Origin of the sequence: Pedobacter insulae, assembly GCF_900113525.1 — a bacterium.
Classification (GTDB): Bacteria; Bacteroidota; Bacteroidia; order Sphingobacteriales; family Sphingobacteriaceae; genus Pedobacter; species Pedobacter insulae.
Genome location: NZ_FOPP01000006.1, coordinates 142,713 through 155,487 on the forward strand (window position 1 = coordinate 142,713; position 12,775 = coordinate 155,487).

A 12,775-nucleotide genomic window follows, 5' to 3' on the forward strand; every position below is an offset into this window, starting at 1 on the left:
GGTTAATTTTAGGTTATAAATGAGATTAAAACACTGAAAATTGTACTTGTGCTTTTTAAATATAAACCCACGTTGAGCTAACAAAGATGATTGTAGGTCCAATACTGTTAAAAAACAAACAAATGGGAAGCTAGTGATCAACAGCTGCTACAGAAAAGAAGAAATCTGGAGATAAAATTGTACCGCTAGTTTTAGATTTGGCTCTAACTACAACCCTAGAACTATATTCATCTAAACGATCATTAGCCTCTATGGCTACTTTTTTTTCCCCATTTAATGGTGTCTGTTTTGTTGCTCCATAGGGATAAACTAAAAACTGTTTTTCATTGTAAAAATAAGCCGAGGGATCCTCTACTTCCCACTCCCAATATATATCGGAGTCACTAATTGTTGAACTGCTATTGGTAAATTCGACAATAAAGATAAACTTCCAAACGTTATATTCCATCATTCCATTTGTATTATACCAAGTACCATATGCATGAGGAAAGCCACAATCGCTCCCGATCAATACTGTTTCATCTTTACTGACCTTACTAATATTAATTGGATACTTAGGGCTGACGGTAACATTAAAATTGAAGGTTTGAGGAGTGAATGTCATTGGCCCACTTGATGGTATTGTTAAAATTGTATGTGGGATTTGAACATTTAAAGTAATAGGAGAGTTGGTATTGTTTATAAATTTGTATTCGGAAGTAGACGGATTACTAGTGTTTAGATAATATGAAGTGTTCCACAAAGAAGACTGCACATCTGAATTATTGGTAATTGGGTGACCGAAAGTCGATATCTTCTTTTGATTATTTTCACCACTAGCTGATATTTTAATTATACCGCCTGACTCAACAGTTGTACCTGAAGCAGCAAGAGAAATTGTCTGAGCTACGACATTTTTGATACTAATAAAATAGACCACAGCGATAATTAATAGATTGAAATGAATTTTCATGATTAAAAATTTGGTAAAAAGGTTGTTCAATTACTTAATTTGCTCTCCATTTTTATAAATGATAATAGGGTGGCTTTTATATAGTTCAATCAATTTTTGATTACTTATTTCGCCTATTTCGTTTGCTATAAACGCCTCTTTTAGGCCATCATACCTGATTTCCGAAGTATCTTTCCCCAAAAGTTGACCCAGGTATAATTTTAACGAGTCAACATCAACCTCCCTTTTAAAGATGGATTTTCCTTTGTTAATTTGTACCTGAACCAAATCGTTCTCAGGTACCTGTTTTTCACAACTAACAACAATTGTCATCCCAAAAAATGCAACTATTGCATTTCTTATGAATTTAGATCTAAAATTTTTCATATATAAATCTAAAACTCCAATTTATACATAAGTTAAGTAACCGTTAAATAAGCCTTAAGCATTCTAGAGTATTAATTGAAATGACAAATAGAGTACTTGAAAAAAGCTTCGGAGATTTAAGATTTTCAAAGCAAGACTAAAAGTGTGTGAATTGTTTTTATATATTTAATATTAAATAATGATTAACCTAAAAAGATCTATTCTCTACTTTATTTTAATGCTTATTGGACTTACCTTTTCCAATCGAGTCTATGGACAAAACTATAGTTTTGAAATCTATGGCAATACTTTCAATTTAAAGGTTGAAAACTCATTTTTATTAGAAAACCTGGAATCAATTTCAACTCAATCTATTAACGTTGCGTACAACAGACTAAATGAAAGTCATTATCAACCAATAATTGACACCTTACTAGCCTATCAAAAAGATAAGAACTTAAACGATTGGTTATTTTATCAATTGATAAGAAGAACAGCAGAGGAAATAAGCCCTAAAAAACAGAGCTATGAACGTTATACCATTTACAAATGGTTTTTATTGGGCAAATCTGGATATGATGCGAGACTTACTGTAGTTGATGATAGAATTGTTATGTATATATACAATGACGAAAATATTTCAGATATTCCTTCTATAGTAATTGGTAAGAAAAAATACATGTGTCTAAATTATCACGATTATGCGCATACCAACTTTACCTCATTACCAGAAGTGGAAGTATTAAGCATTTCTAATGCTAGTAAATCTTTTTCGTACCGAATTACCCAAATGCCAGACTTTAATCCAAAAAGTTATAAAGAAAAGAAAATAACTTTTAGATATAAAATGCAAGATTATCATTTCGACATCAAATTAAATAGTGAAGTTGAAGCCATATTCAAAAACTATCCTGGAGTTGATTTTTCGTACTCTTTTAACATTCCACTAACCAAAGAAACCTATAGCTCATTAATTCCAATCTTAAAAATCAACATAAGTAAGATGTCGCAAAAAAAAGGTATTGATTATCTTATGCGTTTTACCAGATATGCATTTCTTTATGAAGATGACAGCAACAACTTTGGAAAAGAAAAAAGATTATCCCCTGAGCAAACTTTATTAAATCAGTATAGTGATTGCGACGACAGGGCGGCCTTATTTTTCTATTTAGTCAAAGAGATTTATAATTTACCAATGATTGTATTGTTATACCCAACACACGTAACTATGGCTGTACAACTTGATAAAACAAAGGGAAATCGGATAAATTATAATGGCAAATCTTATACATTCTGCGAACCAACGCCACAATTAAAAGACTTAAGAATAGGACAACTTTCTCCAAAGTTTAAAAAAGAGCATTATGAGATAGTTTATGCTTACGATCCTATTAAATAAAAAGCACCTTACGGTTGTCGCAAGGTACTTTTATCAAAACTATAGGGAATTATTATCTTTTATCTGTTCTAACCCATGCAGCATTTGTCCAATCAGAACCAGCTTGTACTGCACCTTTATAATTTGCAGCAGTAAAGAAAGAATCTAAAGTAGTTGGATTTATTGCTCCTGTTGCGCTTGCACCAACAAATACACCTATGATGTACGGTGGCTTTGTACTTGTTTCAGTTATTGTATTTGTATAAGATGCATCAATAAACATATTTATACCTGTAAATGGGGGAGTAACATTGTTTACTTTAGTAGGTTTGAATGCCCAAGTTTTGATATTAGAAATATCAGAATTTTTGATAGAAAGTGAGCCATCTGCCATATTAGCTAATGTACCGTCATGTTCTAAATCAATACCATTGTTAAAGTTATATACTACGAAGTTGTGTAATTTACCTTTTGTACCTTCGCGTAATTTTATACCTAGTGTTTTACCAGTCTCAGTAGCAGATGTAGGATCATCACCTGTCTTAGCCGTTAATGAACCAACTAAGGTTATATTAGAAAGTGTTGGGTTAGAAAATGGACTAGCTGCATTGTTTTTATTACTATTATCAGCTTCGATGCCTCTATCGGCTACACCATCGGCTTGCACACCTATTAAGAATTGACCTTTACCAGACCAGCCAAACGTCCAATCGAAAGTATCATCTTGGGCACCATAAGCAAAAAGATATTTCACATTTACCGTACCTCCAAAAAATTCAAAAGCATCATCTCCACCTCTATATACAGCCAGGTTCTCAACTACCGTTCCATTGCCAACACCTTCAAAAGTAAAACCATTATGTTCTTTATCCGCAGTTTGCTTTTTACCAGTATATTCAACGCGAATAAATTTTAAAGTACCTGAATTATCAGCTGCATTCGAGCCACCGTAACTTACACCTGCTCCCATTTCTGAAGAAATTCGACCACCTTCACCATTTACTGGAGCAGACCCACACACAATTATCCCCCCCCAGTCTTGCTCTTTCGGTGCTGCTTTGCCAGAGGTAAATACAATTGGACTATTTGCAGTACCTTGAGCCATTATTTTAGCTCCAGGCTCAATTAATAAGTAAGCTGTTGCAGGTTCATTTGCATCAGACTTTACCGTAACACCTTCTTCGATTGTTAAAGTTTGACCACTTTTAACGTGAACACCCCCTTTTAATACATAGGAATTTCCTTTGGTTAATGTTACATTAGAAGTTATATCACCTGTAATTACCGTCCCATTTGGCAATGCCCCATCCATTCCTGAATCATCAGTTTTTTTATCCTTTTTACAAGCATTAAATACTGACATTACTGCTACTGCAGCTAAGAAGAAAAATCTTGAACTCTTGAAATTATTCATATTAATTATTTAATTTTCTATTTATTACAAATCAATAGATTTAGTGTTAATTATAGATTAGGTAATTGTTATCAGTTAATCAAGTTAACGTTATCACACTATTAATTCTTAAAAGGTATAGTTAAGGTTAACACTAACATTCATTCCTCTTTTATATTGATTATAGGTAAGGTTATTCTTGGTGTACTCTTGTTGAAATCTGATGGTTGGGTTGAGTAGGTTTCCGAAATTCAAATCCAAACCAATCTTATTACCCAACTTTGTATTAACAACAAAGTCTAATGTGTTTACAGGCATTTCATAAATGTCTCCGGCTTGTTGTGCCCCTGCTACGAATAATCGTTTACCAAATACATTATATGTTAACGTAAAGGTGGTGTTCGATTTGGCAGACCATTTATGTTTATAGCTATAATCAAAATTAATCAAATAGGGCGATGCTCCAAACAATGGGCGTGATCGGTTAGTTGGCGCAATTGGTTTTACCGAATTGTCGATCGTTTCTTGGCTTACAGCAATATTGCTATAAATATATGAGCCATTAAAACCGAAAGACATATTTTTACCTAAATTACGATTGTATTCTAGCTCTACTCCTCCCAAGGCTGCCTTATCTGTGTTCATGTAAGTAAACAAGGGATCTGCAGAATTAACCTGGCTTAATTCAATCGGCTTGTCTATAAATTTACCAAATACACTTACGGCAAATATTTCTGCGTTTGAAGGGTAGAATTCGTACTTCAAGTCGGCATTATAATTTGAACTGTTCACCAGATCTGGATTTCCTTCTCCTTCGGCAATCCCGAAACCTACGTTATATCTAAAAGGGGCAGATTCAACAAATTGTGGACGAGATATCGTTCTGCTAACGGCAAACAAAACGTTTGCTTTATCCGTTAATGTATGTTTTAAAGTAAGGGCAGGTAAAAGGTCTAACCCGTCTAATTTTTTTATTTTAAAAGGCGAATCGTAAGTTTGGCTACCAGATTTATAATAGGTATTTTGCTGTGAGTATTCTGCTCTTAAACCGGCTATAAGCTTTAATCTATTATTGAATTCAAAGTTAAAGTTAACGAATGAAGCAGCTATTAATAGGTCCGCTTCATAATCATTCGGTGCATAATATGACTCGGTATAACGAAAAGATTGCGCATCCTCCCCGCTACCCAAATTATTATCATTCAAATAACTATCTACTTGATCTAGGCTTAGTGTTGGATTTAAACCAATTCTAGTTTCAATTTGTCTAGAATTAAAAACTCTACTCTTATATCTTCCTTGAAATCCAAATTGTAAACTTTCAAATGCTACTTCTTTGTTTCTTGAAAAGTAATCGACCGATATATTTGCTGAGATATCGTCTTCATTTAAATCTGCGAAGAACCTATGATTATCGCTATTATTAAATTTTAAAAAGGAATAGGTTCCATTTTTGTTGTCAATAAAACTATTTTGAACTCGATCTGGCGTACTGCCAGTAATATTAGTAAACCCAATTGTATACTTTAACATGAAACTCTCGTTAAGGTTATTTGTCCCCGCAAATTGCCCTGTTGACAATGAATTTTGAACATATGAATTTCTTCGAGCATAAATATCACCGCTTAGATCTGATTTAAAACCTTGCTGATCGAAAATATCATTTCTCGAGTCGTTTACAAATAAACCGGTAATTGAATAGTTGCTTTTATTTCCTGCTTTAAAATATAGGTTCAACAAGGCTGATGTATTTGTAGTTAAGCTATATTTATCGGTGTGATATAAATAATCTGGCGCTTGTTGAGCATTATAAATTGCGCTGATTCCCCCATTATATGTAAAATCATTTTTATAGCCTAAGTGTGCTAAAAAACCGAACCTTTTACCGTTTCCTAGTTCATATAAATCTCCTCCAGCAAATGAAAATCCAGTATTTACGGGTGCAGATAACAACTCAGGCGACCATTGGGTGGCAAATGCTGATTTTAAGTTGGGCTGATTAACCGACTCATAAACTTTTAACTTATCGATAGCTTGGGGTAATGACCGATGGGCCCTATCAAAACCAAAATAATTCAGCGCAGTTCTATCTGTTGTGTAAAAGTCTTTACCTGTAGTTATAGAATTGTACCCACTGGATAAACCTACTTTAAAAAAGCCTTGTACAGGATAATCCTTCGTTACAATATCTATAGAACCCCCAGAAAAGTCGCCATATAGTTCAGGCGAGTAAGATTTCGTAACACCAATATTTTTAACCACTGCTGTAGGAAATATATCAAGAGGGATTAGCTTTAAATCTGGATTGGTAGACGGTATGGGCAAGCCATTTAATGTAGTGTTGTTATAGCGATCGCCCAAACCACGAACAAAAACATTTTTGTTGCCAACTATTGATACACCAGCAATTCTGCTTACACCTTCGCCAACATTCGACAATCCTTTGCGACTTAGTTCCTGGGCACCTATTTTTTGTACAATAACTGTCGATTTCTGCCTTTCAAGATTTAAAGCCACTGCCGATTCTTTATTGCTCTTACCTGAAATTACAACCTGACTAAGCGTTTGAGAAGAACTCTCTTCTAAGGTTACATTTAGTGTGGTAGTTTGATTATCTAAAACCTCTATATTTGAAATACTTTGCGTATTATAATTATAGAAAATAACCTCTACAATATATTTACCTCTTGTCAAATTAGGTAGAACAAAGCGCCCAGCCGTATCAGTAGGGACTGCGGTAGTAGCTCCGCTGATTTTAACCGCTGCACCAATTATAACTTCCCCAGTTTTTTTATCGGTTATGGTTCCTGAGATTTTACCCGAACCTTGAGCAAAAACGATCGCACTAAAACTTACCAATAGCAAGGTGAAAAATGCTTTTTTAAATGTTGCTTGTGATTTCAATTTGTCTGAAAATTTGTTTCAGCAAAACTATTACCACAATGTTATCTGTATGTTAGCAGCAGATTACCATTCGTTTATGCAAAGGTTAAGTAATTGTTAACTGGCGCTTAGGGGCAGTGTAGGGGGGTTAGTGGTAAGATTGGGGAAGGCTTAACAGGTTTTAAGAAATTAACAAATAGTTAATACGAGAACAAGCTCTATGTTCTCTGCGAAATACTCTTGTTTCTCAGTGTTAAATTTTACGTTTTTTCTTTATCTAGCTTTGCGCTTCTTTAAGATTGCTTCGTACCTCGCAATGACGATCTTTCCTTAATACCTCAAACCTATTTTTTTACAGATAAAATGTAGTAACCAGATAGGGCCGATTAACAGAAACTTAACATCATCTAAAAATGAAGGCTTCCTCCCTTCTATCTTGTGACCAATAAATTGACCAATCCACGCCAGTACAAAAATTGCCACATAAATTAAACAAGAAGTTAAGCTACCCAAGCCGTACAACAATTCGATTTTTACAATGAAATAACTCATTATACCAACAATGCCAGCCATTAACCAAGCAAGTACTGGAGATAATGTGAAATAATAGTATACAGAAAAAGCAATGACAAATGATGCCCAGTTTAAAAAAGTATTGTATTGACCTAAAAAATCAAGATGAGGAAAGGGAATCTGCCAAACCAAACCTAGTAAACTAAAAACTATCAGCGGTACACAAATCCAATGAATTACTTCATTCGTATGGTTTTGATGGCTTTCGGCGTACTTATCGAAAAGGATATCAACTGGTCGTTTTTCAATTTTTTCCATGGAGATTTGAATTAATTGTATAAAATTAAAAAAAGCGATGGAAATTCCATCGCTTAAAAATTATTGTTGATCCTTCACTTTGCGAGGGATGAGAAGCTTACTTAGCAAATGCTACCGATCTAGTTTCTCTAATTACCGTCACCTTAATCTGACCCGGATAAGTCATTTCAGTTTGGATACGGGTAGAGATATCAGCTGCCAATAATTCTGCTTGCTGATCGCTAATGCGTTCGCTTTCTACGATTACACGTAGTTCCCTACCAGCCTGAATAGCAAAAGTTTTTTCAACTCCTGGATAAGATAAAGCCAGTTCTTCTAATTCTTTTAAGCGTTTGATATAACTTTCTACAACTTCACGTCTAGCACCTGGCCTAGCACCAGAAATTGAATCGCATGCCTGGATAATTGGCGAAATCATAGAGGTCATCTCGATCTCGTCATGGTGAGCTCCAATCGCATTACAAATTTCCGGATGTTCCTTATATTTTTCAGCTAATTGCATACCTAAAATTGCGTGTGGTAATTCGGGATTATCATCAGGCACTTTACCTATATCGTGTAATAATCCTGCACGTTTAGCCATTTTAGCATTTAAACCGAGCTCGGCTGCCATGGTTGCGCAGAAATTTGCAACCTCACGAGAGTGATGTAGCAAATTTTGTCCGTAGGATGAACGGTAACGCATACGACCCACCATTCTAATTAACTCGGGATGCAGCCCATGAATTCCTAAATCAATTACAGTACGTTCACCGATTTCTACTATTTCGTCTTCAATTTGTTTTTTGGTTTTCGCTACAACCTCTTCAATACGCGCAGGATGTATCCGGCCATCGGTTACCAAACGGTGTAATGCCAAGCGGGCAATTTCTCTCCTAACTGGATCAAAACCAGACAAGATAATCGCTTCCGGGGTATCGTCTACAATAATCTCAATACCAGTCGCAGCTTCTAACGCACGGATGTTTCTTCCTTCTCTTCCAATTACGCGTCCTTTGATCTCGTCATTATCGATGTGAAAAATTGATACTGAATTCTCAATAGCGGCCTCTGCAGCTGTACGTTGAATGGTTTGGATAACAACTTTTTTAGCCTCTTTGCTTGCGGTGAGCTTGGCTTCATCAACAATATCTTTAACCTGCATCATTGCTTGAGAACGCGCTTCACTTTTCATGTTCTCAACCAATTGGTTTTTAGCTTCTTCAGCGCTTAAACCTGCAATGGTTTCTAATTGTTGAACGTGTTGATTTTTTAGAATATCTACCTCTTCCTGTTTTTTTATGGCAACTGCAGTCTGTTTCTCCAAATTAGCCTTATGATTATCTAATTCCTGCTCTTTACGGTTCATGTTCTCTAATTTTTGATTTAGAGATTGTTCCTTTTGTTTAATAGAGTTTTCGCGTTGGTTGACTTCATTATTTCGTGAATTTACCTGTTGTTCATGCTCGGCTTTCATCTGTAAAAACTTCTCCTTCGCTTCTAAAAGCCTGTCCTTTTTTAAGATTTCTGCGTTACTTTCTGCATCTTTTAATATTTTTTTAGCTTTATTTTGAGCAGCAATTTCTTGTTGCTTAAACAAACTTCGCAAAAGGTATCTTCCTAAAACTACGCCAATAATTAAACTGACCAGTATGCATCCTATTATTCCTAATATCTCCATTATTTCTCTTTTGTTTTAATGAATGGTCCTATCATAATTTTTCAAGCATGACATTGGCTCCATTTTTTTGTTATATAAAAAAACCGTAACTAAATATTTATGACTCATGCCAAAAAAATCAACTGCGCATCAGGGATGGCAATTAAATCTTCTTGTACTATTGAAACATAAAAATCTAGCCACGGCCAAATTTCTAAACTACCTATAAAGAACGTTTTTATTTAGCGAAAAACTCGTTTAATAAACTATCTAAATCTTCAACTTTTTCAGCAACTGCAGTATCCTGGTTTTGCACCTTATGTTCTGTTCTCAATACCGCTGTTGCATAATGCAACACTGCCATTGATAGCAAATCCTGCTTATCTCTAACCGCATAATTTTCTTGGTAGTCTTTTATACGTTCATTAATAATTTTAGCAGCCCGTCTTACGATTTCTTCTTCCTCAACATTTACCTTTAGGGGGTAAATACGGTCAGAAATAGTTATTTTAATCGAGATTTCTCCCATTTTTGTAGCTTTGTTTCAATAATTATGTTGCTTATTTTTTAAGTAACACTACGCACTTATCAATTTCACGCACAAATTCGTTAATTTTTTGCTTTATATCAAGCGTCTTTTCACTTGTTCCTTCAATACTCTTCGCTAATTTGAGTACTCTTACTTTTTCGTCTAATTCTAAACCTTTGCTTTTTGCCAATTCCAGCGCCAGTTTTGTTTGCTTGTTTTCAACTTTCAACAACTCATTTTCTTCTTGCAATGCATTACAAAGCTCAATTAAGCGATTTGTTTTTTGCAACACATTATCTAATTGACTGGCAACAGAAGACATCGTTAAATAAAATTAAAATTTAAAACAATCAAACTAATTTAAGAAATCTTACTTTCTTATTTCTGCATTTGCACTTTGCGCTAAGTTATGGATAATCTTTTGCATAATCGCATCAATTTGCTTATCGGTTAAAGTTTGCTCCTCATCCTGCAAAGTGAAATTCAATGCATACGATTTTTTACCTTCAGGGAGCTTATTTCCTTCATAAACATCAAACACCTGCACACTCTTAACTAATTTTTTCTCGCTTTTAAAAGCAATTGCCTTTAACTCATTAAACGTAACCCGCTTATCTACCAACATTGACAAATCTCTTCTTACTGCAGGATACTTAGGTACTTCTTTATTTATTATAGTGTTTTTCTTGACTGCGTCCAATAATGCTGCCCAATCAAAATCAGCATAAAACACTTCTTTTTCCACATCCGTTTGTTTTCTATCTGCGGCTGTAACTGCACCAAAGGTTACTAAGGGCTTATCACCTCTAAAGTATTTTAACCCAAAAGCAAAGTTTTCGTCTTTAACCTCTTCTATCTGGTAATTTGCAATCCCCATTCTACCAATGATCGCATCAACAGCTGCTTTAAGATTGTAGAAGGTAGAAGGTGTTGTCACATGGTTCCATTGTTCACTTTGCTTAGCACCGGTAACTAAAATCAATAACCGCGGCTTCTCTACGTACTTACCCTCAAGAAGGTGATAGGTTTTACCGAACTCGTAAAATTTAAGATCTGCATTTTTACGGTTTTGATTGTAGGCAACACTCTCTAAAGCCGGCTGCAGCAAACTCTGACGCATTACGTTTAAATCTGAGCTTAAAGGATTCAAAATCTGTACTGCTTCCTCAGGCCTTTTAGAAAAACTAGCGCGAGTTAGCGAGTTGCACCAGATCTCCAAAAACCCATTGGCGGTTAATAGGTCGGCAATTAGATTTTGAATATTTTCCTTATTGGGTTTTTCGGTGAAAGCGAGTGACGCATTTACTTTGGTGGGAATATGGATATTATTATAGCCATAAATCCTTAACACCTCTTCTGTAATATCACATTCGCGCGTAACATCTACTTTATATGGTGGAACTTTTAAATTTAAGCCTTCAGCTGTTTCGCCTACTATCTCAATACCTAATGCCACAATAATTCCTCTTATTTCTTCCTTTGGTATGTCCTGACCTATTAATTTAACAATATTTGCATAGCTAACTGCTACATCAAATGGGTTTGCTTTTACAGGATAATGATCAGCAATAGCAGATGATATTTCTCCACCAGCAACTTCCTGAATTAATAGCGCTGCTCTTTTTAAGGCTATTACCGTAATCTCCGGATCGGTACCTCGTTCAAACCTAAATGAAGCATCTGTTTTTAAATTATGTCTTTTAGAAGTTTTACGAACTGAAACAGCATTAAAGTATGCACTTTCTAAGAAAATTGTGGTTGTCTGTTCATTTACCCCAGAATTTTTACCGCCAAAAACTCCGGCAATACACATGGGTTCTTCAAGGTTGCAAATCATTAAATCATCAGCTGAGAGCTTACGTTCTACTTCATCCAATGTGGTAAAAGATGTTCCTTCAACACATTTTTTTACAACGACCTGTTTACCTTTAATCTGCGAGGCATCAAATGCATGTAAGGGCTGTCCTAATTCATGTAGTACATAATTGGTTACATCAACAATGTTATTGATTGGGCGGATGCCAATTACCTTTAATTTATCCTTTAACCAGTCTGGCGATGACTTTACGGTTACGCCACTTATACTTACACTACTGTAACGTGGACAAGCAACTGCATCTTCCACTTTTACCGCTATGTTTAAGCTTTCATTAGCCACCTTAAAGGCGCTCACGTCGGGCATTTGGTAGCTAGTGCGTAAATAGGCCGCTAAATCCCTAGCTACACCTAAATGAGAGGCTGCATCAGCCCTGTTAGGCGTTAAGCCGATTTCGAACATAAAATCATCTTCCATTTTAAAGTATGATTTTGCTGCAATTCCGATTTGGATATCTTCTGGCAATACCATAATCCCCGCATGAGAAGCACCTAATCCAATTTCATCTTCAGCACAAATCATGCCCTCTGAAACTTCACCTCTGATTTTCGATTTGTTGATTTTGAAAGGCTCACCCTCATTAGGATAAACAGTAGTGCCTACAGTTGCCACAACAACTTTCTGACCTGCAGCTACATTTGGCGCCCCACAAACAATCTGTAAAAGTTCCTCGCCACCCACATCAACCTTCGTTACACGTAAACGATCTGCATTTGGATGCTGTGCACAATCAACAACGTGACCGATTACCAAGCCTTCCAAGCCACCAACAATTGGCTGCACTTTTTCCAAGCTTTCAACTTCCAGCCCAATATCTGTTAAAATTAGAGAAATTTCTTGTGGAGTTTTATCGGTATTTATGAATTGCTTAAGCCAGCTGTATGATATTTTCATCGTCGAGGTATTGCGTTTTTGAACCGCAAAGATATTATTTAATACGGAAAGAAGA

Annotated in this window: 10 protein-coding genes; 1 reads left to right on the top strand and 9 read right to left on the bottom strand. The window is 35.4% G+C overall.

Annotation, left to right across the window (positions count from 1 at the left end):
- Window positions 1–130 precede the first annotated feature (130 nt).
- The gene (locus tag BM207_RS11665) at window positions 131–952 is read right to left on the bottom strand and encodes a hypothetical protein (protein WP_143095948.1); all 822 of its coding nucleotides are present in this window, start codon (window positions 950–952) and stop codon (window positions 131–133) included.
- Window positions 953–982: 30 nt separating this feature from the next.
- The gene (locus BM207_RS11670) at window positions 983–1,318 is read right to left on the bottom strand and encodes a hypothetical protein (RefSeq protein ID WP_090994195.1); all 336 of its coding nucleotides are present in this window, start codon (window positions 1,316–1,318) and stop codon (window positions 983–985) included.
- A 178-nt stretch (window positions 1,319–1,496) separates the two neighbouring features.
- Here BM207_RS11670 and BM207_RS11675 point away from each other — a divergent pair, with 178 nt between their 5' ends.
- A complete protein-coding gene (locus BM207_RS11675) occupies window positions 1,497–2,696 on the top strand; it encodes a hypothetical protein (RefSeq protein ID WP_245768086.1) in 1,200 nt (399 codons plus the stop codon).
- Window positions 2,697–2,748: 52 nt separating this feature from the next.
- Here the strand turns inward: BM207_RS11675 and BM207_RS11680 are convergent, their stop codons facing one another.
- The 7 genes from BM207_RS11680 to pheT all read right to left on the bottom strand — a co-directional run bounded on the left by BM207_RS11680 (window position 2,749) and on the right by pheT (window position 12,720).
- Window positions 2,749–4,089: a hypothetical protein gene (locus tag BM207_RS11680; protein WP_090994197.1), complete on the bottom strand. Its 1,341-nt coding sequence runs from the start codon at window positions 4,087–4,089 to the stop codon at window positions 2,749–2,751.
- Window positions 4,090–4,197: 108 nt separating this feature from the next.
- Entirely contained in the window at window positions 4,198–6,972 is a 2,775-nt protein-coding gene (locus BM207_RS11685) for a TonB-dependent receptor (RefSeq protein ID WP_090994199.1), read from the bottom strand.
- 309 nt (window positions 6,973–7,281) lie between these two features.
- Window positions 7,282–7,782, bottom strand: coding sequence for an Mpo1 family 2-hydroxy fatty acid dioxygenase (locus BM207_RS11690; protein WP_090994201.1), 501 nt, complete (start codon window positions 7,780–7,782; stop codon window positions 7,282–7,284).
- Window positions 7,783–7,879: 97 nt separating this feature from the next.
- Window positions 7,880–9,442 carry a ribonuclease Y gene (rny, locus tag BM207_RS11695; protein WP_090994203.1) on the bottom strand — a complete coding sequence of 521 codons (1,563 nt, stop codon included), beginning with the start codon at window positions 9,440–9,442 and terminating at the stop codon, window positions 7,880–7,882.
- A 217-nt stretch (window positions 9,443–9,659) separates the two neighbouring features.
- Window positions 9,660–9,950: a cell division protein ZapA gene (locus BM207_RS11700; RefSeq protein ID WP_090994205.1), complete on the bottom strand. Its 291-nt coding sequence runs from the start codon at window positions 9,948–9,950 to the stop codon at window positions 9,660–9,662.
- 31 nt (window positions 9,951–9,981) lie between these two features.
- Window positions 9,982–10,272, bottom strand: coding sequence for a hypothetical protein (locus tag BM207_RS11705; RefSeq protein ID WP_090994207.1), 291 nt, complete (start codon window positions 10,270–10,272; stop codon window positions 9,982–9,984).
- A gap of 48 nt (window positions 10,273–10,320) precedes the next feature.
- On the bottom strand, window positions 10,321–12,720 hold the full coding sequence (pheT, locus tag BM207_RS11710; protein ID WP_090994208.1) for a phenylalanine--tRNA ligase subunit beta: 2,400 nt from the start codon (window positions 12,718–12,720) through the stop codon (window positions 10,321–10,323).
- Between the last annotated feature and the right edge of the window lie 55 nt (window positions 12,721–12,775).

What these genes read in the sequence shown, in the direction of transcription:
- BM207_RS11680 (WP_090994197.1), bottom strand. Translation starts at nt 4,089, where the DNA reads ATGAATAATTTCAAGAGTTCAAGATTTTTCTTCTTAGCTGCAGTAGCA.
- BM207_RS11705 (WP_090994207.1), bottom strand. Translation starts at nt 10,272, where the DNA reads ATGTCTTCTGTTGCCAGTCAATTAGATAATGTGTTGCAAAAAACAAAT.
- BM207_RS11665 (WP_143095948.1), bottom strand. Translation starts at nt 952, where the DNA reads ATGAAAATTCATTTCAATCTATTAATTATCGCTGTGGTCTATTTTATT.
- rny (WP_090994203.1), bottom strand. Translation starts at nt 9,442, where the DNA reads ATGGAGATATTAGGAATAATAGGATGCATACTGGTCAGTTTAATTATT.
- BM207_RS11690 (WP_090994201.1), bottom strand. Translation starts at nt 7,782, where the DNA reads ATGGAAAAAATTGAAAAACGACCAGTTGATATCCTTTTCGATAAGTAC.
- pheT (WP_090994208.1), bottom strand. Translation starts at nt 12,720, where the DNA reads ATGAAAATATCATACAGCTGGCTTAAGCAATTCATAAATACCGATAAA.
- BM207_RS11675 (WP_245768086.1), top strand. Translation starts at nt 1,497, where the DNA reads ATGATTAACCTAAAAAGATCTATTCTCTACTTTATTTTAATGCTTATT.
- BM207_RS11700 (WP_090994205.1), bottom strand. Translation starts at nt 9,950, where the DNA reads ATGGGAGAAATCTCGATTAAAATAACTATTTCTGACCGTATTTACCCC.
- BM207_RS11670 (WP_090994195.1), bottom strand. Translation starts at nt 1,318, where the DNA reads ATGAAAAATTTTAGATCTAAATTCATAAGAAATGCAATAGTTGCATTT.